Origin of the sequence: Nocardioides cavernae (genome assembly GCF_016907475.1) — a bacterium.
Lineage (GTDB): Bacteria > Actinomycetota > Actinomycetes > Propionibacteriales > Nocardioidaceae > Nocardioides > Nocardioides cavernae.
Genome location: NZ_JAFBCA010000001.1, coordinates 4052352 through 4078920, shown reverse-complemented (window position 1 = coordinate 4078920; position 26569 = coordinate 4052352). Strand labels below are relative to the sequence as shown.

Here is a 26569-nt window from a genome sequence, read left to right as displayed (position 1 = left end):
CGGGAGGAACGCCGGATGACCTCGCACGACACGTACGCCGACCTCGGTGAGGCGGCCTGGCGCTGGGTGCTCGACCAGGTGCGGTGGGACGACGGGCCGTGGATCCCGGTGTCCGTCCCGCACGACGGCATGCCGCCGGAGGACGAGCGCGACGGCTTGCACAGCGGCATCGGCGGCCTGGCGCACGTGCTGGCCGAGGTCCGCGGGACGCGGGGGTGGACCGACGAGGAGCAGCGGCTCGCCGACGGCATCGTCGACCGGGTCCGGGGCAAGCTGGCCACCACCACGACGTACTCCTACTTCGACGGCCTGGTCAGCGACCTCGGGGTCCTGTCGGCACTGCAGGCTGACGGGTCCGTGGAGGCGGTCGCCCGGCTGGCCGAGCTCGCGACCGACGACGGCTGGGAGCAACCGTGGATGGAGTCCCCGCCGTACGCACCGCACACCCGGATCAACGACGCCACCCTCGGCACGGCCGGCAACCTGCTCGGCGCGGTCTGGGCGCACCGGCACGGAGTCCCCGGCGCGGAGGCGCTGGCCACGAGGACGGCGGGCATCCTCCTGGCCGAGGGCGAGCCGACGGATGCGGGCACCAACTGGGTCTTCGTCCCGCGACGCTTCGCCGTCGACCTGCCCCCCGAGCGCCGCGACCGCCAGATGCCCAACTGGTCGCACGGGCTGTCCGGGATCGCCGCTGCGCTCGCCGTGGCCGGTTCCGAGCTCGACCGGGCCGACCTCGTCGAGGCCGCTCGAAGCGGCGCCGAGCACCTCGTGACGCTGGGTGACACGAGTGACGGTGGTCTGGTCGTGCCGCACGTGATCCCGAACCAGCCCGACATGGACGAGGTCACCTACAGCTGGTGCCACGGTCCGACCGGCACCTCCCTGCTCTTCACCGCCCTCGAGCACGCGGGCGTCGCTGCGGTCGCGGGGGAGACGCCGGCGCAGTGGCACCGCCGTTGCCTGCACAGCATCCGCACGTCCGGGATCCCCGAGCGCCTGCGACCCGGCTTCTGGGACAACGACGGCCGCTGCTGCGGCACCGCCGGGGTGGGCGAGGTCTTCCTCGATGCCTGGCAGCGGCTCGGGGTGGACGACGACCTCGTCTTCGCGCAGGTCCTCGGCGACGCGCTCGTCGAGCGGGCCCTGGTCGATCGAGGAGCAGGCGAAGGTGACCGCGCACATTGGCGCTTCACCGAGCACCGCAACGACGACCCGCTGCTCCCGCCCGGCGTCGGCTGGATGCAGGGTGCGGCCGGCATCGCGGCGTACCTCATGCGCCTCGCGCGCGTCCTGCGCGAGGGACGTACGACGCCCGCGCTCGCGCGCCTCGACACCTGGTGGAACCTGCCGTGACCTCGCGTGCGCTGTCCTTCGGATCCGTGGCGGCGGCCTACGAGCGCTTCCGACCCGGCTACCCGGGAGCGCTGGTCGACGCCGTGCTGGCCTACGCCGGTGGGCCCGTCGCGACGGCCCTCGAGATCGGCGCGGGCACGGGCAAGGCGACGCGGGTGTTTGCGGCGCGCGGGCTTGCGGTCACCGCGACCGAGCCGGACGCCGCGATGCTCGCCGAGCTCGAACGGCACGTCCCCGACTCGGTGCGCACGGTGCGGGCCACGTTCGAGGAGCTGCCGCTGACCTCGACCTACGACCTCGTGTACGCCGCGGCGGCCCTGCACTGGACCAGGGCCGAGGGTCGGTGGGAGCGCGCCGCCAAGCTGCTCGAGCCCGGGGGCGTCCTGGCGTCGTTCGGCGGTCCGCTGGACCTCGCCGACCCCGGGCTGGAGGACGCGGTGCGCTGCGCGCGCGCCCCCTGGCTCGCCGACGACGACGTACCGTCGCCGGACGGCACGCCCGACAGCGCCGCCATGCAGTGGCCAGGCACCGAGCTGTCCAGGTCCGAGCTGTTCACCGACGTCAGGCAGGTCGAGCTGGACCGTCGTACGACGGTGTCGGCGCTCGACTACGTCGGGCTCCTGTCGACCGTCTCCGCCTACCTCGAGCTCCCGCCCATCGACAGGGAGGCCGCGTTCGGCAGGATCCTGGCCGTGCTGCCGCCGCAGGTGGACGTGGTCGGCGACATCACCCTGCACCTCGCTCGGCTCGCCAGCGACGGGTGAGATCGACGCACGTGCGGCGGTTCTGGCCCTCGAACGGCCGTTCCAGGGGCCACAACCGCCGCACGTGCGGCCGGGCAGGCCCCTACGGCTCGATCAGGCCGGCCCGGATCGCGTAGCGGGTCAGCTCGACGCGGTCGCGCATCCCGAGCTTGCCGAGGATGTTGGCGCGGTGCCCCTCGACGGTCTTGAGCGCGATGTGCAGGTCCTTGGCGATCTCGCGCGAGGAGCGACCCTCGGCGATCAGCTTGATCACCTGGTCCTCGCGCGCGGTGAGCACCGACGTCGGCACCCGCTCACCCCGACGCATCCGGTCGAGCCAGTCGCGCACGAGCGTGCTCTCGGCGCCGGGGTAGAGGAACGTCTCGCCGCGCATCGCCGCCCGGCAGGCGCTGACGAGGTCCTCGTCGGCGACGGACTTGAGGACGTACCCGCTCGCACCGGCCTTGAGGGCGCCGAAGAAGTACTGCTCGTTGTCGTGCATCGACAGCATCAGGATCTTGGGCGGGTTGCGGCGCTGGGCGATCTCGGCGGCCGCCTGCAGCCCGGTCATCCGAGGCATCGCGATGTCGAGCACGACGAGGTCGACCTCGGTGTCGCGCACTCGCTCGACGGCCTCGGCGCCGTCGGCGGCCTCGGCGACGACGGACAGGTCGGGCTCCTGCTCGAGGATGAGGCGTACGCCGCGGCGCACCAGCGTGTGGTCGTCGGCCAGCAGGATCCGGATCACGCGCTCGCCTCCGCAGTCGTGTCGACGGGCACCTTGAGCCGCACCGTGGTGCCGTGGCGCGGCTGGCTGATCACCGACAGCTCGGCGCGGACCAGCGCGGCGCGCTCACGCATCCCCATCAGCCCCGACCCCTCGGTGAGGCCGGTGAAGCCGCGGCCGTCGTCGCGCACCTCCAGCACGACGTGGGCGCCGAGCCGTTGCAGCGAGAGCTCGACCGAGCGGGCGTCGGCATGCCGGGCGGCGTTGGTGAGCGCCTCCTGGGCCACCCGGTAGACCACCACCTCGGCCTCCGGGCTCAGTGCCGGCAGGCCGGGCGCGAACGAGCGGCGCACCGACGCGGAGCTGTGGTCGGCGAACTCGGTCGCCAGCGCGGCCAGCGCGCTCGCCAGGCCGAGGTCCTCCAGGACTCCCGGACGCAGCCGCCGCGCCACCCGGCGTACGTCGTCGAGGCCGGCACGGGCGCTCTCGCGGACCGCCGCCAGCTCGGGCACCAGTGCGGGCGGCGACTGCGACTCCAGCTGCTTGAGGCCCAGCAGGACGACCGTCAGGCTCTGCCCGACCTCGTCGTGCAGCTCCTGGGCGATGCGGTGCCGCTCAGCCTCCTGCGCGGCAAGCGCTCGCGCGTCCCCGGTGCGGCGCTCCTCGGCGAGGCGGGCGAGGAGCCCGTTGACGCTCCGCGCAATGCCGAGGACCGGGCCGGACCCCTCCTCGGGAAGCTCGGTCGGCTCGAGGTGCTCGATGTCCTCGAGTCGCGCGATGAGGCGGTGCAGCGGCGCGAGCGCCCAGCGGATGAGGAGCGCGTTGGTCAGGATCATCACCACCAGCCCGACGCCGATCACGACGATCTCCGACGGCACGGCGTCGGCCGAGACGCGGGCGGGGGAGAAGAGCAGCAGCAGCGCCGCGACCACGAGCACGACGCCGTTGATCAGGCAGATCGTCCAGAACAGCGGGAGGTGGCCGGGCAGACGCATGTCGCCAACCCTCCCATCCCCGGCCCAGTCCCAGCCCAATGCAGATGGGGTCAGGCACCCATGGTCGCGACCACCCGGTCCGCGAAGACTTCGTGGCATGCCGCCACCGGACGAGAACACCGCCGTCGACCCGACCGGGGCGGCGTGGGTGGTGTGGCTGGTGATCGTCGGGCCGGGCCTGCTGTTCGCCACTCTGATGTGCGTACGTCGCGTGGGCCCCGGCGAGCTCGTCCTCGTGGTCCGGAGGGGCGAGGTCGTGCGCGTCCGGCGCAACGGCTTCGTCGCCCGCTGGCCGGGTCTCGAGCGGTTCGAGCCCGTGACGACAGACCCGCGCGTGGTGCCGCTGGTGATTCGCTCGCGGACCAGCGACGGCGTCGACGTCGTCGCCCTCGCCGACCTGACGGTGCAGGTGCGCGACGTCGAGCCGGGCGCGGCGTACGTCCCGCCGGCGCAGGCCGCGCGGCTCGCCGAGGACACCGTGGCCCGGGCCGTCGAGCAGCTCGAGGTGGAGTCGCTCGTCGACGACCTCGAGGCCCTCGAGACGCAGTGGCCCCGCCAGCTCACCCGACAGCTGCCGGTCGGCACCGCGGCCACCGCGCTGGCGGTCACCGAGGTCGAGGCCCGCCTGACAGGGAACCCCGGATGAGCGACACGCCCTACCTGCTCGAGGTGGCGGTCTCCGTCGCCCTCATCGCCTCCGCGATCGGCTTCGCCGTCGGGCTCGCGATCGGGCGTGGACGCCAGCCCCGCTGGCAGGAGAAGGGCAGCTTCGTGCACAAGGTGTCGATCGGGTTCGCCACCCTCGACCGGCTCGACGCGGTCCTGCTGCGCTTCGAGGTCGAGCCCGCCTCGCGGCTGTCCGGCGTCGAGGTCGGCGAGCTGCGGCTGCCGAACGGGTCGGGGGTCGCCATCCTCGCGCGCGGGAAGGAGGTGCTCGTCCCCGACGCCCGCACCGGCCTGCGCGCCGGCGACCAGGTCCTCGTCGTCGCCGCCCTGGGCCAGGTCGCGCAGGTGGAGGAGCGGCTGCGGTCGGTCAGCCGCTACGGCCGGCTCGCCACCTGGGCCGAGGACACGGACGACCCGGCGCGTTCAGCCCGCGCCTTCGGCGTGCCCAGGCGGGTCGCGTGATCCTCACCTCCGCCGCCCTGGCGGTCTTCATCGTCGCCTATGCCCTCATCGCGACCGAGCGCGTCCACCGCGTCGCCGCGGCCCTCGGCGGCGTGGCCGGCATGGTCGTCATCGGCCTCGTCGACGCCGAGACCGCCTTCTTCGAGGAGCACACGGGCGTCGACTGGAACGTCATCTTCCTGCTCTTCGGGATGATGATCATCGTCGGCGTGCTCAAGCAGACCGGGCTCTTCGAGTTCCTGGCGCTGTGGGCGGCGCAGCGCTCCGGCGGAGAGCCCTACAAGCTGCTCGTGCTGCTCGTGCTGATCACGGCTGCCGTCTCGCCGATCCTCGACAACGTGACGTGCGTGCTGCTGGTCGCTCCGGTCACGCTGTCGGTCTGCCGGAGGCTCGGTCTGCCGCCCGCGCCGTACCTCATCTCGCTGATCCTGGCCTCCAACATCGGCGGCATGTCCACCCTGATCGGCGACCCGCCCAACATCATCATCGGCAGCCGGGCCGGGCTGAGCTTCGTCGACTTCCTCGTGCACTCGCTGCCTCTGACGATCATCCTGCTGGCGCTCTTCGTCGTGATGGCGCGCTGGCTCTTCCGCAAGGACCTCGACCACGAGGTCGACGTGCACGGGCTCGACGACCTCCGCCCGGCCGAGGCGATCACCAACCTCCGGATGCTGCGCCGGTGCCTGGTGGTGCTGTTCCTGGTGATGATCGCGTTCGGCCTGCACACCGTGCTCCACCTCGACCCGTCGGTCGTGGCGATGATGGGCGCCGGCGCGATGGTGCTGGTCTCGCGGACCGAGCCCGAGGAGTTCCTCGAGGAGGTCGAGTGGGACACCCTCGCCTTCTTCATGGCGCTGTTCGTGCTGGTCGGCGCGCTGGTGCAGGTCGGCGTCATCGGCGCGGTCGGCGAGTGGGCCGCGGAGGCGATGGGCGACCGGGAGCTGCTCGGCGCGACGGCCCTGCTCTTCGGCTCCGGCGTGATCGGCGCCTTCGTCGACAACATCCCCTACACGACCGCCACGGTGCCGATCGTCGAGGACATGGTCGCCACGACGACGACGTCCGGTGCGGACAGCCCGCTGTGGTGGGCCTTCGTCTTCGGAGCGGACCTCGGCGGCAACGCCACCGCGGTCGCGGCCGGCGCCAACGTCGTCGTGCTCGGCATCGCCGCCAAGGCGGGGGAGCCGATCAGCTTCTGGGGCTTCACCAAGTACGGCGTCGTGGTGACCGTCGCGACGCTGCTGGTCGCCTGGGTCTACGTCTACCTCCGCTACTTCGCCTGGGCGTAGTGGCTCAGGCGGGCGGGAGGCCGGCCCTGCGGAGGATCTCGTCGACGACCTCAGTGACCGTCCGGGTCGCGTCGACGGGGGTGCCGGCCGGGACGTCCTCCTGGGTCCGGTGGAGTCGCAGGACCAGCTCGCGCTCCTCCGGGAGTGCGCCGTACTCGTCCGGGGGACGCTCGTCGAGGCGGGCGGTGAGCGTCGCACGGTCCACCTCGAGCACGAACACCTCGTCGAAGAGGTCCACGAACACGCCGATGTTGCGCGAGCCGCCGCAGAAGAACGTCGCGGGCGCCGCGCGATCGGCGACGATGTCGCGAACGCGGTCGACGTCCCAGACGTGGTGCTCGTGCTGTGCACCCGGCAGGGGCTCGCCGGTGACCGGGTCGCCCTGGTAGGCCAGCTCGCGGTCGCCGTGCACCACGTGGTGGCCGCGGCGTTCGAGCTCGGTCGCCACGCTGGTCTTGCCGGTGCACGAGACACCTTCGACGAGGTAGTTCCGGACGCCCACCGGGCCAGTATCGACGACCGTCTCCGCCACACGTGTCCGAGATGGCGCCCCCGACGATCCGATCGATGGGCAACATCGCGGACACGTGTGGCCCGGGCGCCACCCGCGGCCACGCCTCAGTCCGGCCGATGGGCAACACCTGACCGTCTCCCGGCGTCACGCTGACAACAGTTGCCGATGGGGAGGCGTGGTCCGGATCACTACGGTTGCCGCATGAGGGTCCTGCTCGCACTCGGTGGCAACGCCATGACGAACGCCGACGGCCGGGCGCGCCCCGAGGACCAGATCGAGGCGGCGCAGGTCGCGATGGCCGCGGTCGCCGGTCTGCTCGAGCACGACCACGACGTCGTGATCACCCACGGCAACGGCCCCCAGGTCGGCAACCTGCTCGTCAAGAACGAGCTCGCAGCGAGCGTCGTACCCCCGGTCCCGCTGGACTGGTGCGGTGCGCAGACGCAGGCCACGCTCGGCTTCGTCCTGATGGATGCGCTGGACCACGAGCTCGCCGCCCGGGGGATCGACCGGCGCAGCGCCGCCCTCGTCACCCGCACGCTGGTGGACGCCGACGACGAGGGCTTCACGCGTCCGACCAAGCCGATCGGGCGCCACCTGCCCGAGGCCGAGGCCAGGGTGCTCGTCGACCACGGCGAGACCTGGGAGGACCGCGGCGAGAAGGGGTGGCGCCGCGTCGTCGCGTCGCCCGAGCCGCAGGAGATCCTCGACGCCCCGGCCGCGGTCGCCCTCATCGAGGCCGGCTACGTCGTCGTCGCCAACGGCGGTGGCGGCATCCCGCACGTACGCCGTCCCGACGGCTCGCTCGTCGGCGTCGAGGCCGTCATCGACAAGGACCTCGGCGCCGCCCTGCTCGCCCGCACCACCGGCGCCGACGTGCTCGTCATCGCCACCGACGTGCCCAACGCCGTGATCCGCTGGGGCGAACCCGACGCCGAGCCCCTGGGCCGGATCACCGTCGAGCAGCTGCGCGCCCACGCCGCCGACGGCCACTTCGCGTCCGGCTCGATGGGGCCCAAGGTCGATGCGGTCTGCCGCTTCGTCGAGACCACCGGCGGCACCGGCGTCATCACCAGCCTCGACCAGATCACCGCGGCCGTCGGCGGCGACGCCGGCACCGTCGTCGTACCCGCCTGAACCATCCTGCACTCCGCTCGAAAGGAACCCCATGCCCAGCGCCATCGAAGTCCGCAAGGTCCCCATCCACTCCGTGGCCGACGCCTCCGAGCTGACGAAGCTCGTCGACGACGGCGTCATCGCCGCCGACCGGGTCTTCGCGATCATCGGCAAGACCGAGGGCAACGGCGGCGTCAACGACTACACCCGGATCATCGCCGACCGCGCGTTCCGTGAGGCGCTGGTCGCCAAGGGCGCCGACCCGGAGCAGGTCAAGGGCATCCCGATCGTCTGGTCCGGCGGCACCGACGGTGTCATCAGCCCGCACGCCACGATCTTCGCCACGACCGACGTCCCCGAGGACGACCCGTCGCGCGAGGAGATGCGGCTGACCGCGGGCTTCGCGATGAGCGAGGCGATCCTGCCCGAGGAGATCGGCTACACCGCGATGATCGAGAAGGTCGCGGCGGGCGTGAAGGTCGCCATGGAGCGCGCCGGGATCACCGACCCCGCCGACGTGCACTACGTGCAGACCAAGACCCCGCTGCTGACCATCCACACCATCCGCGACGCCAAGGCGCGCGGCAAGAAGGTCTGGACCGAGCACACCCACGAGTCGATGGACCTCTCCAACGGCGTCACCGGCCTCGGCATCGCCGTCGCACTCGGCGAGATCGAGATGCCCACCGACGCCGACGTCATGCACAGCCGTGAGCTCTACTCCTCGGTCGCCTCCTGCTCCTCGGGCGTCGAGCTCGACCAGGCGCAGATCGTCGTCGTCGGCAACGCGAAGGGGGTCGGCGGCCGCTACCGCATCGGCCACTCGGTGATGGAGGACGCCCTCGACGCGGACGGCATCTGGGAGGCGATCCGGTCCGCCGGCCTCGACCTGCCCGAGCGTCCGCGCACCAGCGACCTCGACGGCAAGCTGGTCAACGTCTTCCTCAAGTGCGAGGCCAGCCAGGACGGCATGGTCCGCGGGCGCCGCAACGCGATGCTCGACGACTCCGACGTGCACTGGCACCGCCAGATCAAGTCGTGCGTCGGCGGCGTCACCGCCGCCGTCACCGGCGACCCGGCGGTCTTCGTGTCGGTCTCCGCCGCCCACCAGGGCCCCGAGGGTGGCGGCCCGGTCGCCGCGATCGTCGACCTGGGCTGAGGTTTCGTCCACACCCTCCGCGGGGTCGGCAGGACACTGTCGGTCCCGCGTGATGGGGTGTCCTTGTGAACACCCCGACCACCCGCTACCGGCTCGTCCGGCCCGACCGCGAGGTCGTGGTGCCCGAGCTCGACGAGCACCAGCAGCGCGTGGTCGACCACGAGGGTGGCCCGCTCCTGGTCCTCGCCGGTCCCGGCACCGGCAAGACCACGACGCTCGTCGAGGCGATCGTCGACCGGATCGAGCACCGAGGTGCCACACCCGACTCCGTCCTCGCCCTGACCTTCTCCCGCAAGGCCGCCGAGCAGCTGCGGGACCGGGTCACCGCTCGCGTGGCACGGACGACGTCGGCCGCCGCGTGCTCGACGTTCCACTCCTTCGCCTACGCCCTGGTCCGTAAGTACGCTCCGGCCGAGCTCTACGAGGGTGCCATCCGGCTGCTGTCGGCTCCCGAGGCCGACGTGGTCCTGCGCGAACTGCTCCGCGACAACCCCGAGTCGGTGGTCTGGCCCGAGCAGCTGCGCCGGGCGGCCGGCACCCGCGGCTTCGTGCGCGAGGTCCAGGCCGTGCTCGCCCGGGCGCGGGAGAAGGGGCTCGACCCCGCCGGCCTGCGCGCGCTCGGCATCGAGCACGACCTGCCCGAGCTGATCGCGGCCGGGCTGTTCCTCGAGCAGTACCTGACGGTGCTCGACAACCTCGGTGCCACCGACTACGCCGACCTCATCCGGCGCGCGGTCATCGAGGCGGAGGCACACCGCGACGAGCTGCGGGCGCGCTACGCGCACGTCTTCGTGGATGAGTACCAGGACACCGACCCCGGCCAGGTCGCGCTGCTGCGCGCGATCGCCGGTGACGGTCGCAACCTCACCGTGGTGGGGGACCCGCACCAGTCGATCTACGGCTTCCGCGGCGCCGACGTGCGCGGCATCCTCGACTTCCCGGGCAGCTTCCCGACCGCAGGCGGCTCGCCCGCCCCGGTCGTCGTGCTCCGGCGCACCCGCCGGTTCGGGCCGCGCATCATGCTCGGCGCCGGCCGGGTGGCCGGCCGGTTGACCCTGACCGGCAGCATCTCCGCCGAGGCGCGCGAGGCGTTCCTGTCGCCCGAGGCCGTGCCGGGGCCGCAGGGCGACGGCCGGGTCGAGGTCGTCACCTACGACACCGAGCGGGCCGAGGCCGAGCGGCTGGCCGACCTCCTGCGCCGGGCGCACCTCGAGGACGGCATCGCGTGGGACCGGATGGCGGTGCTGGTCCGCTCCGGCCGCACCAGCATCCCGCCGCTGCGGCGTGCGCTGGCCGGTGCCGGCGTGCCCGTCGAGGTGGCCTCCGACGACCTGCCGCTCGTCCACGACCCGGCCGTCGTGCCGCTCCTCGGCGCGCTGCGCGCGGTGGTCAACCTCGACAACGACGACCCCGACTCGCCCGACTTCCTCGACCCGGGGCGCATCGAGTCGCTCCTCCTGTCGCCGCTCGGCGGGCTCGACGCCTCCGACCTCCGCGCGCTCGTCCGCCGGCTCCGCACCCGCGAGAAGGAGCTGCCCGACGCCACGGCCCGTCGCACGAGCCGCGAGCTCCTGCGGCTCGCCGTCGTCGAGGAGGGCTTCCTCGAGGGCCTCGAGGGTCCCGACGTCGAGCGCGCCGCCTCCCTGGCCGCGCTGCTGCACGCGGGGGCCCGGATGCTCGCCGACAGGTCGAGCGTCGAGGACGTGCTGTGGCACTTCTGGTCGGAGACGTCCTGGCCGCAGCGGTTGCGTCGCCAGGTCGACCTCGGAGGTGCGGGTGCCCGCCGGGCGCACCGCGACCTCGACGCGATCGTCGCGCTCTTCGAGCTCGCCTCGCGCGTGGTCGACCAGCGGGAGCACATCGGCGTCAAGGCGTTCTTCGCCAACCTGGTCGAGCAGCAGCTGCCCGCCGACACGCTCGCCGAGCAGGGCGCCCGAGGCAAGGCGGTCCGGCTGCTCACCGCCCACCGCTCCAAGGGCCTCGAGTGGGACCTGGTCGTCGTCGCCCACGTCCAGCAGGAGGGCTGGCCCGACCTGCGCCGCCGCACCACGCTGCTCGGCGCCGACCGGATCGGCGTCGACGCGTCCGGCCACCCCGACCTCGTCCCCCCGGTCACCGCACGCGCGCTCCTGATGGAGGAGCGCCGCCTGTTCTACGTCGCGTGCACCCGAGCCCGCCGACGACTGGTGGTGAGCGCGGTGAAGTCGCCCGACGACGACGGCGAGCAGCCCTCGCGCTTCCTGGAGGAGCTCGGCGTGACCATCGAGCACCACGACGGGCGGCCGGCGCGTCCGTTGTCGCTCGGCGGGCTCGTGGCCGAGCTGCGTCGCCACGCCGCCGACCCCTCCGTGTCGCCCGCGCTCCGCGAGGCCGCCGCCCGCCGGCTGGCGGCGCTCGCGGCCGAGGAGGTCGACGGTCGCCAGCTCGTGCCGACCGCCGACCCGTCGACCTGGTGGGGCACCCGCAGCGCGACCCGCTCGATCGAGCCGATCCGCGACCCCGAGCGACCGGTCCCGGTCTCCGCCAGCATGCTCGACTCGATCCTGCTCTGCCCTGCGCAGTGGTTCTTCGAGCGCGAGGCCGGCGGCGTCTCGGCCGTGCACCAATCGGCCAACCTCGGCCAGATCCTGCACGCCCTCGCCGAGCGCGTGGCCGTCGGCGAGCTGCCGGCCGAGGTCGACCCGATGATGGCCGAGGTCGAGGCCGTCTGGGACCGGCTCGCCTTCCGCACGCCGTGGTCGCGCCAGCGCGAGCTCGCCCGGATCCGCAAGGCCGTGGGCCGCTTCGTCCAGTGGCACCTCGACAACCCCCGCGAGGTCCTCGGCGCCGAGCAGCGCTTCCAGAGCGTCGTCGACGTCGACGGCCGCCCCGTCATGCTCACGGGGTTCGCCGACCGGCTCGAGATCGACGACTCCGGCCGCGTGGTCGTCGTCGACTTCAAGAGCGCCCGGGCCGCGCCGTCCGGGCCGTCCGTCGCAGGCAACCTCCAGCTCGCGCTCTACCAGTACGCCGTCGACGCGGGCGCCCTCGACGAGGCGGCCGGTCGCGCCATGGCGTCCGGGGGCGCCGAGCTCGTGCAGCTCGGCATCGACGACGACTCCCCGAGCGCCAAGGTCCAGGGCCAGCCGGCCCACGACCCGGACGGTGCCGAGCGCACGACCCTCCGCGAGGGGCTCGCCCGCGCGGCCGCCCTGGTGCGTGCGGAGAACTTCCCCGCGACGGCCGGCCCGCACTGCCGCGACTGCCCCTTCGTCGCCATCTGCCCGGCCAAGGGCGCAGGGAGCGTGACCGTCCAGTGAGCGAGCAGACGCAGAGCGAGCCGGCGTTCACGCCGATCCGACTCGACACCGCCGAGGACCTCCGGGTCCTGATGAAGGCCGAGCACGCTGCGAGCGACGAGCAGTGGGCCGCGATCACCGCCCCGCTGCGACCGACCGTCGTCGTCGCGGGTGCCGGCAGCGGCAAGACCACCCTCATGGCGCAGCGCGTGGTGTGGCTGGTCGCGACCGGCAAGGTCCGTCCCGAGGAGGTGCTCGGCCTGACCTTCACCACCAAGGCCGCCGCCGAGCTGCGCCAGCGGGTCACCGCTGCCCTCGGCGCCGCGGGGCTCCTCGACCGGTCGGTCGTCGCCGAGGGGGAGGACGTCCTCGAGCCGACCGTCGCGACCTACCACGCCTACGCCGCCAACCTCCTCACCGACCACGGCCTCCGCATCGGTCACGAGCCCGACACCCGGGTCGTCTCCGACGCCTCGCGCTACCAGCTCGGCGCCCGCGTCATCGAGCGGTTCACGGGCCACATCGAGCTGCTGACCGACCATCCCGCGACCGCCATCCAGAACCTCCTCGCCCTCGACGGCGCGATGAGCGAGCACCTCGTCGACGAGGACGACGTACGCCGCACGGACGAGGAGGCCCGCCGCGGCTTCGAGCGGGCGATCGCGGAGGAGCAGGCGGGCAAGGCCCGCAAGACCTACCTCGAGCCGCCCGCCAAGGCGGTCAACGCCATCGACCGGCGAGCCGAGCTGCTCCAGCTCGTCCGCGGCTACCGCACGCTCAAGGCCGACCTCGGCCTGATGGACTTCGGTGACCAGATCGCCCTCGCCGCACGACTGGTCGACGACCAGCCCGAGGTGGGCGAGCTCGAGCGTGCGCGGTTCAAGGTGGTGCTGCTCGATGAATACCAGGACACCTCCGTCGCGCAGGCCACGATGCTGGCCCGACTGTTCTCGGGCCCCGACGACGACCACGGGCTCGGCCACCCGGTCATGGCCGTCGGCGACCCCAACCAGGCGATCTACGGCTGGCGCGGCGCCTCGGTGTCCAACATCCTCAACTTCGCCGAGACCTTCCCCGCCACCGACGGCGAGCCCGGCCGGCTCCCACTGACCGTCAACCGTCGCTCCGACCGGAGGATCCTCGAGGTCGCCAACCGGCTCGCCGCGCCGCTGCTCGAGGCCTACGGCGACAAGGTCGCCCGGCTGCGCGCGTCCGCGATCGCGGGGGAGGGACTCGTCGAGACCCACGTCCACGAGCGGGCGCTCGACGAGCTCGACTGGCTGGCCGGCGCCGTCAAGGATGCCCACGGCACCGGGAAGGCCTGGTCCGACATCGGAGTGCTCAGCCGCGACAACGCCCAGGCCGAGGAGGTCTACGACACCCTCACCTCCGCGGGCATCCCGGTCGAGATCGTCGGCCTCTCGGGCCTGGTCCGGCTGCCGGAGGTCGCCGAGGTCGTCGCCACGCTGACCCTGCTGCACGACGTCACCGCCAACACGTCGATGCTCACCCTGCTCACCGGTCCGCGCTGGGCGATCGGCCCGCGCGACCTGCGTCTGCTCGCCCTGCGGGCCGCGGAGATCGCCGGCGTCCGCGGTCGCAAGGAGGCGGCCACGGTCGCCGACCAGCTGCTCCAGATCGCCGACGGCATCGACGCCTCCGAGCTGCCCGCGCTCAGCGACGCCGTCGAGGCGCCCGGCGAGGCGTCGTACTCGTCCGAGGCGCTCGACCGGTTCGCGCTGCTCGCCACCGAGCTGCGCCGGCTGCGCGCCCACGTCGGCGACCCGCTGCTCGACGTGGTGCGGCGCATCATCGACACGACCGGCGTCGACGTCGAGCTCGCCTCGGCCACCTCGCCCGCGGCCGCCGCGCGCCGCGACAACCTCGACCTCTTCGTGAAGGCCGTGGCCGAGTTCCAGTCCGTCGACGGCGACGTGACCCTGCCGGCCCTGCTGGCCTACCTCACCGCGGAGGACGACCAGGGCAACGGCCTCGACGTCGCCACGCCCACAGCGGCCGACTCGGTCAAGCTGCTGACGGTCCACCGCGCCAAGGGCCTCGAGTGGTCGTCGGTCTTCTGCGTCGGGGTGGGGGAGACCCGCTTCCCGAGCAACCGTTCGCGCACCCTCTGGACGTCCTCTCCTGCCGTGCTCCCCGCGCCGCTGCGGGGCGACCGCGCCGACCAGCCGCAGCTCGTCGGGCACGACAAGGCAGCGCTCGACGCCTACCGCGCGGCGACCAAGGCCCACGACGCCGAGGAGGAGCTGCGCCTGGGCTACGTCGCCTACACCCGCGCGGCCCACCACCTCGCCGTCACGTCCTACGTCTGGGGCCAGCGCGCGACGCCCTTCGGGCCCTCGGACTACCAGCGCGTGGTCCGCGACCAGCTCGAGGAGTGGGGCGAGCCCGTCGAGCACTGGATCGAGAAGCCCGCCCCCAAGTCGCCCAACCCCAACGACGACGTCGACCCGTCCAGGCCCTGGCCGGTGCCGGGCCCGGGGGAGGAGGCAGCCCGCCGGATCGCGGCCGCCGAGCTGGTCCGCACGATCGATCGCACCGCGCCCGACGAGGGCCTCGACATGGTCGAGGCCGCGCGGGTCGCCGAGTGGGACGACGACCTCGTCCAGCTGATCAGGGAGGCCCGCGCGGAGCGGTCGACGTCGATCGACCTGCCGCTGCCGAGCAGCCTGTCCGCCACCTCGATGGTGCGGCTGCGCGACGACCCCGAGACGTTCGCCCGGGAGCTCGCCCGACCGATGCCGCGACCGCCGGCGCCCGCTGCGCGCTTCGGCACCGCCTTCCACGCCTGGGTCGAGGACCGGTTCGGCCAGCAGGCCCTCATCGAGCCCGACGAGCTGCCCGGCCGTGCCGACGCGGGCATCGACGACGAGGCCGACCTCGGCGAGGTGGTCATGCGCTTCGAGGACGGTCCCTTCGGCGACCGCGCCCCGCACGCCGTCGAGGCGCCGTTCGCCCTCGTCCTCGCAGGGCAGGTGGTTCGCGGCCGTATCGACGCGGTCTACGCCGAGCCCTCAGGCTCAGCCGCCGACTTCCTCGTCGTGGACTGGAAGACCAACCGCAACGAGACCGCCGACCCGCTCCAGCTCGCCCTCTACCGCCTCGCCTGGTCCGAGCTCACCGGCGTCCCGCTCGAACGGGTGCGCGCGGTCTTCCACTACGTCCGCTCCGGCCGCACCGTCGAGCCGACCGACCTCCCCGACCGGGCCGCTCTCGAGAAGCTGCTCGCCGAGGTCTGACCCGCCCGAGCGGTGAGTGAGGCAGGTTCTGGCGCCCCAGAACCTGCCTCACTCACCGCCGCCCGGCGCGTCGTACACCGACACGCGAACCAGCGGTGGCCAGGGAGGGTTTCCCGCGCCGAGAACCCCCCTCCTGCACCGCCAGCGGTGGCCCACCCACATTCCAGGGCGCCGGAAGGTGGTTCACGCACCGCCGCCCGGCGCGTCGTACGCCGACACGCGGACCAGCGGTGGCCAGGGAGGGTTTCCCGCGCCGAGAACCCCCATCCTGCACCGCCGGCGGTGGCCCACCCACGTTCCAAGCCGCCGGAAGGTGGCTCACGCACCGCCGCCCGGCGCGTCGTACGCCGACACGCGGACCAGCGGTGGCCAGGGAGGGTTTCCCGCGCCGAGAACCCCCTCCTGCACCGCCGGCGGTGGGCCACCCACGTTCCAGGCCGCCGGAAGGTGGCTCACGCACCGCCCAGCAGGTCAGCCGAGCGCGGCGGTCAGCGCGATCTCGACCATCTCGCCGAAGGTCTGCTCGCGCTCCTGGGAGGTGGTCTCCTCGCCGGTGACGATGTGGTCGGAGACGGTGCAGATCGCAAGCGCACGCCGGCCGTGCTTCGCCGCGAGGGTGTAGAGCGCGCTCGCCTCCATCTCGACCCCGAGCACGCCGTACTTCACCATCTCGCCGAGCAGCTCCGGCCGTGCCGGGTAGAAGGAGTCGCTCGAGAAGATCAGGCCCACGTGGAAGGGCGAGCCGCCCTCGCGCGCCTCAGCGGCCTCGACAGCACCGCGCAGCAGCCCGAAGTCGGCCACCGGGGCGTAGTCGATGCCGTGGAAGGCGATCCGGTTCATCGAGGAGTCGGTGCAGGCGCCGGACGCGATGATCACGTCCCGCACGCCCACGTCGTCGGTAACCGCACCGCACGAGCCCACCCGGATGATCGAGGCGACGTCGTACTCCTTGAAGAGCTCGTTGACGTAGATGGCCATCGACGGCTGGCCCATGCCGGACCCCTGCACGGAGACGGGGTGGCCGTTCCAGCTGCCGGTGAAGCCGTACATCCCGCGCACCTCGCTGTAGCAGCGCGCGTCGTCGAGGAACGTCTCGGCGATCCACTTGGCCCGCAGGGGGTCGCCGGGCAGGAGGACGGTGGGGGCGATGTCGCCGGGCTGGGCGCCGATGTGGGTGCTCACGGCGCCCAGCCTAGGGAGTCCCGAGGACAAGGGCTGTGCGACTCAGCCGGCGTTGGCGACGATCTCGTTGGGCGTGTGCGGCAGGTCGAGGCTCGACGTGACCCGGCCGCGGTCGAGGTCGACGACGTGCACGCGGTCGTGGACCGGGTCGGTGACGTACGCCGTCGCGTCGACGACGTGCAGCGACGGACGGGGCTGCTGCCAGTCGAGCGGCTCACGCCAGCGTCCGACCACGTCGATCGCGTCCACCCGGTCGCCGGTCTCGGGGTCGATGACGTGGATAGCACCGTCGGTCCCGAGGACGAGCGCCTCACCGTCCGGGCCGCGACCGAGCGAGCGGAAGCTGTAGCTCGTGCCGAGGTCCACCAGGCGCAGCGAGGCGTCGCGGGTGTCGACGAGCGCGACCCGCGTAGGGCGCTCCAGCTCGGCGTCGGGGTCGGTCTTGTAGTCGCCGAGCAGCACGGGGGACACCTCCGAGCCCGCCTGGTTGCCGATGCGCCCGTACGCGTCCGGGCTGGGCACCTTGGTCATCTGGCGACCGTCCACCACGACCGCGCCGTCCTCGCACCCGAAGACGGCGACGTCCTCGGCGAAGGCCTCTCCGTGCACGCCGGGGCACTCGTCGGTCTCGGTGAGCACCGCGCCGGACGGGCTCACCAGCCGTACGCCCGACCGTGACTCCTCGTCGCCGACGGTCAGCAGGAGGTTGCGGTCCACGAGGCGTACGGCGACGCCGTGGTGGGCCTCGTCCGCGGCGGCCGTCGACACCTGTGGCGCCTCGTCGGCCAGGTCGTCGGGATCGAGCACGGTGATCGTGCCGGTGCCGTCGTCGAAGAGCGTGGTGATGCCGTCGTGGGCGACGACGTGCCCGGCCTCCGCGGCCTCGAGCAGCACGCCGGTCAGGCCCGGGTCGCTGGTGTAGTGGTGCGCGTGGTCGCCGTGCTCGTGCCCCCACGACCCGAGGTCGAGGACGTGCCAGCCCAGGTTGCCGCTCACGAGCGCGTGGCGGCCGTCGCCGGCCGGCGACACGCGGACGAAGCCCTCCATCGCCTCGTCGGCGACGACCTCACCGCTGGCGACGTCGACGACCATCACACCGCGGTCGTGGGTGAGGGCCAGGCGCGGCGTCGCGGCGGCGACCTCGGTGCCCGTCGGCTCCCGCGCGGAGTCGGTGGCGGGTTCGGTGTCGGTGGACGCGCCGGGCTCGCTCGCGGTGCCGCAGGCCGTGGCTCCCGTCACGACGAGGGTGGCGAGCAGGACATGGAGACGGGTCGGCTTCATGAGAATGATTCTCAACACAAATGAGAACCATTGTCAAAGAGGTACGGCGCTAGCCTGACGCAGTGAGCCCCGAACGCCTTCTCCCGCACGTCGCCCTCTCCGCCCACGCGCACAACCGGATGGGGCTCCGGCGGACCGACGACGCCTGGCTCGCCGAGCAGATGGCCGACCCCGCCACCCGCGTCCTCGTCGTGGCGGGCAACCGGCTCCGCCCGGTCGACGGTGCCGTCGGGTGGGTCGGTCCGGACGAGGCCCCCGAGGGCACCCTCGTGCTGCTCGGCGACAGCGACGGCGTGGTGCACCTGGCCGTCATCGTGCCGCCGGACGAGGCGCCCGGCGGGGCCGAGGAGTGGGTGCCGCTCCGCTCGGTGCTGACCCTGCTTGCAGAGGGCAGCCCGCAGCATGCGCCGCTCGTCATGCACGCCATCGGCCTGGCCGAGTGGCACCACGCCACCCGGTTCTGCCCGCGCTGCGGCGGCACCCTGGCCAGTCGTTCGGCCGGTCACGAGCTGCGGTGCACGCAGTGCGACCGTGCCCAGTTCCCGCGCACCGACCCGGCCGTGATCATGGCCATCACGCACGGCGACGGGGAGGACGAGGCGATCCTGCTGGGTCGCAACACCGCCTGGCCGGCCGGTCGCTGGTCCACCCTCGCGGGCTTCTGCGAGCCGGGGGAGACCCTCGAGGACGCCGTGCGCCGCGAGGTGATGGAGGAGGTCGGCGTGCAGGTCGGCAGGGTCGCCTACTTCGGCAGCCAGCCCTGGCCGCTGCCCGCGAGCCTGATGCTCGGCTTCACCGGACGCGCCGTGACCACCGACATCGACGTCGACGGCGCGGAGATCGAGGAGGCGCGCTGGTGGACACGCGCCGACTTCGAGGCCGCCGGCCGGTCGGGCGAGCTCGTGGTGCCCCGCGGCATCTCGATATCGTCCTCGCTCATCGAGAGCTGGTTCGGTCGCCCGCTCGACGGCCCCGGCTGGGACTGAGGTCGACGCCGGTCAGGCGCAGTTGTCACAGATGCCCGTGGCGGGCAGCGCGAGGAAGCAGGTCGGGCACAACTTGTCGACCCGGTCGCTGGCGGCGACACGCGGGCGCGAGGTCGTCGCACGCGTGGTGGTCGCCCGCGGCGCACGGGGCGTGGACGAGCGTGTGCCCGGCACCCGCTGGGGAGCCGGCGGCGAGTCGTCGCGGATGTCGAAGCCGAGCCGCACGAGGTGCTTGCTCGCCCCGGCCCCGCCACCCGGGATGTCGGCGGGGGTGAGGGTGCGCCCGGTCGCGAGGCCGTGCGCGATGCCGGCGATCGCCGCGGCGTCGTACTCCCTGCCGTGGTGCATCAGCACGTGCGTCGAGACGCCGCCGCGCACCAGCATGTAGTTGGCCCCACCTGCGGCATCCCAGGTCTCCATCGCGGTGAGGACGTGGTCGCGGTCGATCGAGTTCAGCAGTGACACGACGTCAGGCTAACCCCGGCGCGGTGCGGGCTCCACGCCGCCGTCACGAGATCGCGGCCAGCTTCTCCTTGACCTGCGCCACGGACGGGTTCGTCAGCGTGCTGCCGTCGGAGAAGAGCAGGGTCGGCACCGTCTGGTTGCCACCGTTGGCCTGCTCGACGGTGAACGCGCCCTCGGGCTGCTGCTCGATGTCGACCATCGAGAACTCGATGCCCTCGCGGTCGAGCTGGCTCTTGAGGCGATGGCAGTAGCCGCACCACGGGGTGCTGAACATCGTGAAGGTCATGGATCGAGTGTCCCCTCCGGCGTCTAGGGTTGAGGAGGAGGGTGGTCGACACCCTCCATGAGCCCCAACCACGACGTCGCAGGAGTTGTTCCGTTGCTCGAAGCGCTCGACCCCGAGCAGCGACAGGTCGCCGAGGCGCTGCGCGGGCCCGTGCGGGTCCTGGCCGGCGCCGGCACCGGCAAGACCCGCGCGGTCACCCACCGCATCGCGCACGGCGTCGCCCAGGGGGTCTACGCGCCCACCGAGGTGCTGGCGCTGTCGTTCACGACCCGCGCGGCGGGTGAGATGCGTGAGCGGCTGCGTGCCCTCGGGGCGCCGGGGGTGCAGGCGCGGACCTTCCACTCCGCCGCGCTGCGCCAGCTGCGGTTCTTCTGGCCGCGGGTCCACCAGCGCGAGCTGCCCGAGCTCGTCCAGTCCAAGCTGGCGATGCTCGCGCTCGCCGCGCGACGACAGCGGCTCGGCGTCGACCAGGCCACGCTGCGCGACCTCGCCAGCGAGATCGAGTGGGCCAAGGTCTCCAACGTCGGCCCCGACCGCTACGCCGCGATCGCCCGCACCCGCGGCCGAGCGGTGTCCAACCTGGACCCCGAGGTCGTGGCCCGCGCCTTCGACGCCTACGAGGAGGTCAAGCGCGGCCAGGGCCGGATGGACATGGAGGACGTGCTGCTGTTCGGCGCCGGGCTCCTCGCCGACAACGAGGCCGTGGCCGCGCAGGTCCGCCGCCAGTACAAGTGGTTCGTCGTCGACGAGTTCCAGGACGTCTCGCCCCTCCAGCACGCCCTGCTCGACCTGTGGCTCGGCGGGCGCGACGAGCTGTGCGTCGTGGGCGACCCCGCCCAGACGATCTACTCCTTCGCCGGCGCCGACGCCCGCTACCTGCGTGAGTTCACCCAGCGCTTCCCCTCCGCCACGAGCGTCGACCTGGTCCGCAACTACCGCTCGACCCCCGAGGTGGTCGCCGCGGCCAACCGGCTGCTCGCCGGCACGCCCAGCAAGGGTGTCGACCTCGTCGCCCAGCGTCCCGCCGGCGCCCGCATCACCTGGCGCGAGGCCACCGACGAGGTCGCCGAGGCCGAGGCCGTCGCCGACCGGGTGACCGCCCTGCGAGCCTCCGGCACCCCGGCCAGCCGGATGGCCGTGCTGCTGCGCATCAACGCCCAGTCCGAGCGCTTCGAGGAGGCCCTGGCGGCTCGCGGGATCCCCTACGTCGTACGCGGCGCTGCGCGGTTCTTCGACCGTCCCGAGGTGCGGCAGGCGATCACCCTCGTCCGGGGTGCGGCCCGCTCGGGCGAGGCGTCCGGCCCGGTGTCCGAGGCGGTCGTGGCCGTGCTCTCGCAGATGGGCCACTCCACCGAGCCGCCCGAGGGCAGGGGAGAGGTCCGCAACCGGTGGGAGTCCCTGCAGGCGCTCGTCGACCTGTCGGCCGACTTCGGACGCGAGCGTCCCGAGGCGAGCGTGGGCGACTTCGTCGACGACCTCGACCGTCGCGCCAGCGAGCAGCACGCGCCGGTGGCGGACGCCGTCACCCTCGCGACGATCCACTCGGCCAAGGGCCTGGAGTGGGACGCCGTCTTCGTGGCCGGCATGCACGAGAAGATGATGCCGATCTCGCAGGCGCAGACGCCCGCGGAGGTCGAGGAGGAACGTCGACTCCTCTACGTCGCGATGACCCGCGCCCGCGACGAGCTCACCGTGTCGTGGGCGACGGCCCGGGAGCCGGGCGGCCGCTCGACGCGCGGCAGCTCGCCGTTCCTCGCGCCCCTGCTCGACGGCGTGCCCGGCGTGTCCGCGCAGCGGCGGGAGCGCACCAAGCGCAACCGCGCCGCGATGCACTGCCGCGAGTGCGGCAAGGCACTGTCGACGTCGGTGGAGAAGAAGATCGGCCGCTGCGCCGACTGCCCCGCGTCCTACGACGAGGCGCTCTTCGAGCGGCTCCGCGAGTGGCGCCTGGCACGGTCCGCGGAGGACAGCGTGCCGGCGTTCGTGGTGTTCACCGACGCGACCCTGCAGCTGATCGCCGAGCACGTCCCCACCGACGAGGCGGGCCTGCGCAAGATCAGCGGCGTCGGCCCGGGCAAGATCGCCAAGTACGGCGACGAGGTGCTCGCGCTGGTCGCCGGAGCCGGCAGCTGAGTGGCCTGCGGACGGGCGTCGGAGGGCGATCCGGAAAGAATTCTCGGTAATACCCATTAAATGGTTTGCCCCTGACGATGTGAGGGGTCTAACGTTCCCTTCACAACAACCCGCGCATGGGATCGCTGACGACGATCCGCGCCTGATGCCCCGAAGGAGGTGGCCCCCATGGAGAACTACACGATGACGATGACGGCTTGGACGCCGTCCTTCGGCATGCCCACTGCAGGCCACCGCTGCGCCACTGATGTGCGCGTCCTCGGTGTCGATCTTGCAGCTGCGCTCCAGGGGACCGCTGTGTCCATCGAGCGCGTCAAGGGCGTCTTCCCGGGTACTCCAGCCTGGAGTCCGTCGACTTAGGTCACACACCTACATCGGCAGCCTCCAGGCCGCGGAACCCGAAACCCGGGATCCGCGGCCTTTCTGTTTGTCCCAAGTGAGTCACAAACCGCGATCAGGTCAACGAGGAGGAGGTGAAAACATGACCATCAGCGTTCTCGACCGCAATCGAGCTGCCGACAAGACCGAGGTGGAGCCCCAGGCCCCGCTCGGAGCCCTGCACGACGCAGCTGCCGGAGTGAATGAGGAGCTGCTGCCCTGCCGCGTCAACGACGCAGAGCTGTGGTTTGCCGAGTCCCCCGCGGACGTGGAGCACGCCAAGGCCCTCTGCATCGACTGCCCGGTGCGTGCACTGTGCCTCGACGGAGCCCTCGAGCGGCGTGAGCCGTGGGGCGTCTGGGGAGGCGAGCTCTTCCTCCAGGGCGTGGTGATCCCGCGCAAGCGGCCGCGAGGCCGGCCCCGCAAGTCCGAGCAGGTCGTCGCTCAGACCGGCCAGAACCAGAAGGACGGGGCCGCCGCGTAGGCGCCACGCTCCACCACCTCCGAAGAAGTGCAAGGAACACATCTCTCATGAAGACCTACCGAAATGGACGAAACGACATGAATCTCATGCATGAAGAACTCGCACGCGCGCAAATGACCGCGCGCCTGGGAGAGGCGCACGAACTGCGGCGCGGCCACCAGCTGGCCCTGGCCCGTCGTATGAGCCGCAAGGCCGAGCAGGCCGCGCAGCAGGCGCGTCTCGCCCTCGCTCGCGCGATCTGACGTGTTCCGAGGCCGACCTGGCCTCGGGACGGCTCTCGCCCTGATCGCGGGTGAGCACACACAGCGAGCCGGTACGTCGTCACCGTGACGACGTACCGGCTCGCTGCCATTTCCAGGATCATCGACCCCGCCGCGCCGGGGTAGCCTCGAGGCGTGAGCGACCTCGTGACGTGCGACTTCTGCGGCACCCGGGCCCCCGAGGGGGAGACCCTCACGTGGACGACCTCGGTCGAGAACGGCCGGCGCCGCGCCTACTGCGACACCTGCTCGCGCACCCACCTGAGGGCGATGGAGAGCAAGCTCGACAGCGAGTGGTGGTGACACACCCCGATCAGCCGGCCGATCAGCCGGCGTCGAACCCCTCGTCGAACCAGGCGCAGCCGCAGTAGGGGTGGCGCTGCCAGCGTCGTGCGGCGGGCACCGGCTCGTGGTCGACGCGCCACGACGTGAGCCACGTGTGCGGCAGCTCGCTCCGCGACCACGCGGCGAGGTCGCGGGCGACCGCTCCGGCGGCGAGCGCGAGCAACGGCCTCGGGACCGCTCCCGGTGCGGCGCGATCGCCCTCGTCGAGCACCGCGGCGGCCACGCACCGCGCGCACGGTCCGACGCCGGGGGCGACCCACGGGCCGACGTCGATTGCGTAGGGCTGCACGCCCACCAGCACGTGCGGCAGTGAGTCGACGCTCCACGCGTCGACCGTGGCCGAGACCAGGCGTGCGGGGGTCACCGCGATCCCGACGGGCGCGCTGGGGTCGAGGACGACCCCGGCCGCGGAGAGCGCGGCGACGACGGCCCCGGTCCAGGCGTCAGGGCAGTCGAGCTGCGCGCGCGTGCCGCCGACGTACGACGAGGGGGCGGGTCGGGCGGGCACCCTCCGACGGTGCCACGACGGCGACGGGTCCAGGCCGTCGTCCACAGGTGACCCGGAGCGCATCAGCACCAGATGCAGCAGCGGCGCCACCCGAGGGGTGACGCCGCCGCAATGAGCTCAAGAGCTGAGGCTCACGCCTTGCCGAGGATGCGGTTCAAGTTGGTGCCGCAGACCGGGCAGACGCCCTTGGCCATCTTGGTGCCCTTGTCGTTGACCTTGATCTCGCCCTCCGCCTCGCGCTTCTCCTTGCACTTGACGCAGTAGAACTCACCGCTCCAGGTCTCCGCCATGACGGCCTCCTTGCTTGTTTTTCTTGGTCGTCGCGACGGGGAGTCTCTCGGGGAAGCCCGCCGGGGAGGGCCGACGGTTGCCAGCGCTCCGCCGACGACCCTACGCCACGCGTGGGCCACGCTCACGCACCACACGCGCTGAGCGTGAAACCGAGTCATTTCACGCTCAGCCGGGTCAGTACCCTCGGGCCATGCCAGAGACCTCTCCCGACCTCGCCCACCTCCGCCTCGAGCGCCCCTCCGAGGGGGTCGTCCTGCTGACCCTCGACAACCCCGGGATGCGCAACGCGATGAGCGACGAGATGACCTCGTCCTGGGTCGCGGCCATCGAGCAGATCGCCGCCGACACGTCCGTGCGCGCGGTCGTGGTGACGGGGGAGGGGAGCGCCTTCTGCTCCGGTGGCAACACCTCGTGGATCGCCAGCGAGCCCGACGCGAGCGTGGACCGGCTGCGGTCGCGGATGCTGCCGTTCTACCGGGCGTGGCTGTCGATCCGGCGTCTCGAGGTGCCCACCATCGCTGCCGTCAACGGCGCCGCCATCGGGGCTGGCCTGTGCCTCGCCCTCGCCTGCGACATCCGCTACGCCGCGGACGGCGCCAAGCTCGGCGTGCCCTTCAACAAGCTCGGCATGCACGCGGGCATGGCCGGCACCTGGCTGCTGCCGAACGTGGTCGGCCCCGCCCACGCGCGGGACCTGCTCCTCACCGGCCGCGTCGTGGAGGCCGAGGAGGCGCTGCGGCTCGGGCTGGTCTCGCGCGTCATCGACTCCGGATCCTTCCTCGACGAGGTGCTCGAGACCGCGGCCGGCATCGCGGCGACCGCACCGATCGCGGCGCGCCTGACCAAGGTCGCGCTCGCCGACGGTGGTCACGCCGACTTCGAGTCCGCGCTCCAGTGGGAGGCGCTCGCCCAGCCGATGACGCTCGCGACCGCCGACCTGCAGGAGGGCATCGCGGCGGCGAAGGAGAAGCGGTCGCCGGAGTTCCGCGGACGCTGACCCGCGCGAGGCCACGGCAGGGCCGAACGAAGAAGGGGCCCCGCAGCCTCCGACGCCTGCCTTCCCCAGCTGGCGTCGAGGAGCCGTGGGGCCCTTCTGGGCGCAAACCTAGGGGCGGACGCCCGCGCGGTCAACGAGCTGGTGTCCACCCCTGTGGACAGGCCTGTGGAGAGTGTGTGCACGGACGCCCCTCGGGGGTGGACGAAGCCGCCGGGCGTGGGGAGGACCCTGTGCGCGACACGCCCGGCGCGCGCGCCGTACTGTGCGGGTGACCAGCGGTTTCACCCGCGACGGGGCTGTGGAGGAGAAGAAGTTGGGCGAGGAGTCGACGGCGGGCACCGCCCGCGGTCCCGTGGCGACCCTGCGACGCATCGCGTTCCTGATGGAGCGCCAGCGCGAGGAGACCCGCCGGATCGAGGCCTTCCGCAAGGCCGCGCGCACGATCCTGCCGCTGCCCGAGGAGGAGGTACGTCGACGCGCGGCCGACGGCACGCTCACCGAGCTGACGGGCATCGGTCCCAGCACCGCGGCCGCCATCACCGACGCGTGCAACGGGGTCGTCCCCGAGCGCCTCGTGAAGCTCGAGGCGACCGCCGGGCCGTTGGCGCGTGGCGGGGAGGAGCTGCGTGCCAGGCTGCGGGGCGACCTGCACTCCCACTCCGACTGGTCCGACGGCGGCTCGCCGCTGGAGGAGATGGCGATGACCGCCATGGAGCTGGGTCACGACTACCTCGTGCTCACCGACCACAGCCCACGGCTGCGGGTGGCCAACGGGCTGAGTGCCGAGCGGCTGGCGCGCCAGCTCGGGGTCGTGGACGCCGTCAACGAGCACCTCGGCGGGTCGTTCACGCTGCTGAAGGGGATCGAGGTGGACATCCTCGACGACGGGTCGCTCGACCAGACCGCGGAGATGCTGGGCCGGCTCGACGTCCGCGTCGCCTCGGTGCACTCCAAGCTCAAGATGGACGCCGCCCCGATGACGAGGCGGATGGTCGCCGCTGTCCGCAACCCGCACACCAACGTCCTCGGCCACTGCACCGGTCGTCTGGTGACCGGCAACCGGGGTGTGCGACCGCAGAGCCAGTTCGACGCGAAGGCGGTGTTCACCGCGTGCGCGGAGGAGGGCGTGGCCGTGGAGATCAACTCGCGGCCCGAGCGCCGCGACCCGCCCACGAGGCTGCTCGAGCTCGCTCGAGACCTCGGGTGCCTGTTCTCGATCGACTCCGACGCCCACGCGCCCGGCCAGCTCGACATGCTCGACTACGGCGCCGCCCGCGCCACCGAGGCCGGGATCGACCCCGACCGGATCGTCACCACCTGGGAGCGCGACCGGCTCCTCGACTGGGCCGCGGCCCGGCTCTGAGCGTGGCCCCGCTCCAGCGAGTCCACCCTCGAGTGTGGGTGGCGGGGG

At 72.7% G+C, this 26569-nt stretch carries 24 protein-coding genes and 1 pseudogene; 16 read left to right on the top strand and 9 right to left on the bottom strand.

The annotated features are described in order from the left end of the window. The first annotated feature begins 15 nt into the window (after positions 1 to 15). Positions 16 to 1356, top strand: a complete 1341-nt coding sequence (locus JOD65_RS19255) for a lanthionine synthetase LanC family protein (RefSeq protein ID WP_204811289.1) — start codon at positions 16 to 18, stop codon at positions 1354 to 1356. Next, positions 1353 to 2120 (top strand): class I SAM-dependent methyltransferase, encoded by a 768-nt coding sequence (locus JOD65_RS19250; protein ID WP_191194998.1) that lies wholly within the window; start codon positions 1353 to 1355, stop codon positions 2118 to 2120. Before JOD65_RS19255 ends, JOD65_RS19250 begins: the two co-directional genes overlap by 4 nt. A gap of 82 nt (positions 2121 to 2202) precedes the next feature. On the opposite strand, the gene JOD65_RS19245 is transcribed toward JOD65_RS19250, so the two are convergent. Continuing rightward, the gene (locus JOD65_RS19245) at positions 2203 to 2847 is read right to left on the bottom strand and encodes a response regulator (protein ID WP_204811287.1); all 645 of its coding nucleotides are present in this window, start codon (positions 2845 to 2847) and stop codon (positions 2203 to 2205) included. Then, on the bottom strand, positions 2844 to 3821 hold the full coding sequence (locus tag JOD65_RS19240; RefSeq protein WP_191194999.1) for a sensor histidine kinase: 978 nt from the start codon (positions 3819 to 3821) through the stop codon (positions 2844 to 2846). The genes JOD65_RS19245 and JOD65_RS19240 overlap by 4 nt, the downstream gene beginning before the upstream one ends. 97 nt (positions 3822 to 3918) lie before the next feature. Here JOD65_RS19240 and JOD65_RS19235 point away from each other — a divergent pair, with 97 nt between their 5' ends. Genes JOD65_RS19235 through JOD65_RS19225 form a run of 3 tightly spaced genes read left to right on the top strand, consistent with a single transcriptional unit; the run spans position 3919 to position 6238 of the window. Then, positions 3919 to 4467 carry an SPFH domain-containing protein gene (locus JOD65_RS19235; RefSeq protein ID WP_191195000.1) on the top strand — a complete coding sequence of 183 codons (549 nt, stop codon included), beginning with the start codon at positions 3919 to 3921 and terminating at the stop codon, positions 4465 to 4467. Beyond that, positions 4464 to 4949: a TrkA C-terminal domain-containing protein gene (locus tag JOD65_RS19230; protein ID WP_191195001.1), complete on the top strand. Its 486-nt coding sequence runs from the start codon at positions 4464 to 4466 to the stop codon at positions 4947 to 4949. Before JOD65_RS19235 ends, JOD65_RS19230 begins: the two co-directional genes overlap by 4 nt. After that, a complete protein-coding gene (locus JOD65_RS19225; RefSeq protein WP_307821274.1) occupies positions 4946 to 6238 on the top strand; it encodes an ArsB/NhaD family transporter in 1293 nt (430 codons plus the stop codon). Before JOD65_RS19230 ends, JOD65_RS19225 begins: the two co-directional genes overlap by 4 nt. Before the next feature lie 4 nt (positions 6239 to 6242). Here the strand turns inward: JOD65_RS19225 and JOD65_RS19220 are convergent, their stop codons facing one another. Then, positions 6243 to 6740 carry an AAA family ATPase gene (locus JOD65_RS19220; protein WP_191195002.1) on the bottom strand — a complete coding sequence of 166 codons (498 nt, stop codon included), beginning with the start codon at positions 6738 to 6740 and terminating at the stop codon, positions 6243 to 6245. Between the two features lie 213 nt (positions 6741 to 6953). On the opposite strand from JOD65_RS19220, the gene JOD65_RS19215 reads away from it, so the two are divergent. From JOD65_RS19215 to JOD65_RS19200, 4 genes are all read left to right on the top strand, one after another. Further along, positions 6954 to 7889 (top strand): carbamate kinase, encoded by a 936-nt coding sequence (locus JOD65_RS19215; protein ID WP_191195003.1) that lies wholly within the window; start codon positions 6954 to 6956, stop codon positions 7887 to 7889. 31 nt (positions 7890 to 7920) lie between these two features. Beyond that, positions 7921 to 9027 carry a barbiturase gene (bar, locus tag JOD65_RS19210; protein WP_191195004.1) on the top strand — a complete coding sequence of 369 codons (1107 nt, stop codon included), beginning with the start codon at positions 7921 to 7923 and terminating at the stop codon, positions 9025 to 9027. A 65-nt stretch (positions 9028 to 9092) separates the two neighbouring features. Further along, entirely contained in the window at positions 9093 to 12326 is a 3234-nt protein-coding gene (locus JOD65_RS19205; protein ID WP_191195005.1) for an ATP-dependent helicase, read from the top strand. Beyond that, positions 12323 to 15562, top strand: a complete 3240-nt coding sequence (locus tag JOD65_RS19200; protein WP_307821273.1) for an ATP-dependent helicase — start codon at positions 12323 to 12325, stop codon at positions 15560 to 15562. The genes JOD65_RS19205 and JOD65_RS19200 overlap by 4 nt, the downstream gene beginning before the upstream one ends. Before the next feature lie 471 nt (positions 15563 to 16033). Here JOD65_RS19200 and deoD read toward each other — a convergent pair whose 3' ends face one another. Beyond that, positions 16034 to 16744, bottom strand: a complete 711-nt coding sequence (gene deoD, locus JOD65_RS19195; RefSeq protein WP_191195006.1) for a purine-nucleoside phosphorylase — start codon at positions 16742 to 16744, stop codon at positions 16034 to 16036. Positions 16745 to 16786: 42 nt separating this feature from the next. Beyond that, on the bottom strand, positions 16787 to 18025 hold the full coding sequence (gene aztD, locus JOD65_RS19190; protein ID WP_191195007.1) for a zinc metallochaperone AztD: 1239 nt from the start codon (positions 18023 to 18025) through the stop codon (positions 16787 to 16789). Positions 18026 to 18087: 62 nt separating this feature from the next. On the opposite strand from aztD, the gene nudC reads away from it, so the two are divergent. Then, the gene (gene nudC, locus JOD65_RS19185) at positions 18088 to 19011 is read left to right on the top strand and encodes an NAD(+) diphosphatase (RefSeq protein WP_307821272.1); all 924 of its coding nucleotides are present in this window, start codon (positions 18088 to 18090) and stop codon (positions 19009 to 19011) included. A 12-nt stretch (positions 19012 to 19023) separates the two neighbouring features. Here nudC and JOD65_RS19180 read toward each other — a convergent pair whose 3' ends face one another. Further along, positions 19024 to 19476, bottom strand: a complete 453-nt coding sequence (locus tag JOD65_RS19180; RefSeq protein ID WP_191195008.1) for a ScoMcrA-related endonuclease — start codon at positions 19474 to 19476, stop codon at positions 19024 to 19026. Positions 19477 to 19519: 43 nt separating this feature from the next. Beyond that, entirely contained in the window at positions 19520 to 19762 is a 243-nt protein-coding gene (locus tag JOD65_RS19175) for a mycoredoxin (RefSeq protein ID WP_191195009.1), read from the bottom strand. Between the two features lie 57 nt (positions 19763 to 19819). Between JOD65_RS19175 and JOD65_RS19170 the strand changes: the two genes are divergently transcribed. From JOD65_RS19170 to JOD65_RS19155, 4 genes and pseudogenes are all read left to right on the top strand, one after another. Next, positions 19820 to 21895 carry an ATP-dependent DNA helicase UvrD2 gene (locus JOD65_RS19170; protein ID WP_191195010.1) on the top strand — a complete coding sequence of 692 codons (2076 nt, stop codon included), beginning with the start codon at positions 19820 to 19822 and terminating at the stop codon, positions 21893 to 21895. 481 nt (positions 21896 to 22376) lie between these two features. Continuing rightward, entirely contained in the window at positions 22377 to 22757 is a 381-nt protein-coding gene (locus tag JOD65_RS19165) for a WhiB family transcriptional regulator (protein WP_191195011.1), read from the top strand. A 41-nt stretch (positions 22758 to 22798) separates the two neighbouring features. After that, positions 22799 to 22999, top strand: a pseudogene (locus tag JOD65_RS19160) (putative WhiB-interacting protein); the annotation flags it as partial. Between the two features lie 153 nt (positions 23000 to 23152). Next, on the top strand, positions 23153 to 23320 hold the full coding sequence (locus JOD65_RS19155; RefSeq protein ID WP_191195532.1) for a hypothetical protein: 168 nt from the start codon (positions 23153 to 23155) through the stop codon (positions 23318 to 23320). 22 nt (positions 23321 to 23342) lie between these two features. Here the strand turns inward: JOD65_RS19155 and JOD65_RS19150 are convergent, their stop codons facing one another. Together JOD65_RS19150 and JOD65_RS19145 are read right to left on the bottom strand one after the other, a co-directional pair. Continuing rightward, a complete protein-coding gene (locus tag JOD65_RS19150; RefSeq protein ID WP_191195013.1) occupies positions 23343 to 23870 on the bottom strand; it encodes a hypothetical protein in 528 nt (175 codons plus the stop codon). A 131-nt stretch (positions 23871 to 24001) separates the two neighbouring features. Continuing rightward, the gene (locus tag JOD65_RS19145) at positions 24002 to 24160 is read right to left on the bottom strand and encodes a DUF5679 domain-containing protein (protein ID WP_090969683.1); all 159 of its coding nucleotides are present in this window, start codon (positions 24158 to 24160) and stop codon (positions 24002 to 24004) included. Between the two features lie 191 nt (positions 24161 to 24351). On the opposite strand from JOD65_RS19145, the gene JOD65_RS19140 reads away from it, so the two are divergent. Continuing rightward, positions 24352 to 25158, top strand: a complete 807-nt coding sequence (locus JOD65_RS19140; protein ID WP_191195014.1) for an enoyl-CoA hydratase/isomerase family protein — start codon at positions 24352 to 24354, stop codon at positions 25156 to 25158. A 268-nt stretch (positions 25159 to 25426) separates the two neighbouring features. Further along, positions 25427 to 26521 (top strand): PHP domain-containing protein, encoded by a 1095-nt coding sequence (locus JOD65_RS19135; protein ID WP_307821271.1) that lies wholly within the window; start codon positions 25427 to 25429, stop codon positions 26519 to 26521. The last annotated feature ends 48 nt before the right edge of the window (positions 26522 to 26569 follow it).

Bases quoted from the DNA above. Each gene is read 5' to 3' on its own strand.
- JOD65_RS19255 (WP_204811289.1), top strand. From the start codon at position 16: ATGACCTCGCACGACACGTACGCCGACCTCGGTGAGGCGGCCTGGCGC.
- JOD65_RS19240 (WP_191194999.1), bottom strand. From the start codon at position 3,821: ATGCGTCTGCCCGGCCACCTCCCGCTGTTCTGGACGATCTGCCTGATC.
- JOD65_RS19235 (WP_191195000.1), top strand. From the start codon at position 3,919: ATGCCGCCACCGGACGAGAACACCGCCGTCGACCCGACCGGGGCGGCG.
- JOD65_RS19230 (WP_191195001.1), top strand. From the start codon at position 4,464: ATGAGCGACACGCCCTACCTGCTCGAGGTGGCGGTCTCCGTCGCCCTC.
- JOD65_RS19215 (WP_191195003.1), top strand. From the start codon at position 6,954: ATGAGGGTCCTGCTCGCACTCGGTGGCAACGCCATGACGAACGCCGAC.
- bar (WP_191195004.1), top strand. From the start codon at position 7,921: ATGCCCAGCGCCATCGAAGTCCGCAAGGTCCCCATCCACTCCGTGGCC.
- aztD (WP_191195007.1), bottom strand. From the start codon at position 18,025: ATGAAGCCGACCCGTCTCCATGTCCTGCTCGCCACCCTCGTCGTGACG.
- JOD65_RS19175 (WP_191195009.1), bottom strand. From the start codon at position 19,762: ATGACCTTCACGATGTTCAGCACCCCGTGGTGCGGCTACTGCCATCGC.
- JOD65_RS19170 (WP_191195010.1), top strand. From the start codon at position 19,820: ATGAGCCCCAACCACGACGTCGCAGGAGTTGTTCCGTTGCTCGAAGCG.
- JOD65_RS19165 (WP_191195011.1), top strand. From the start codon at position 22,377: ATGACCATCAGCGTTCTCGACCGCAATCGAGCTGCCGACAAGACCGAG.
- JOD65_RS19145 (WP_090969683.1), bottom strand. From the start codon at position 24,160: ATGGCGGAGACCTGGAGCGGTGAGTTCTACTGCGTCAAGTGCAAGGAG.
- JOD65_RS19140 (WP_191195014.1), top strand. From the start codon at position 24,352: ATGCCAGAGACCTCTCCCGACCTCGCCCACCTCCGCCTCGAGCGCCCC.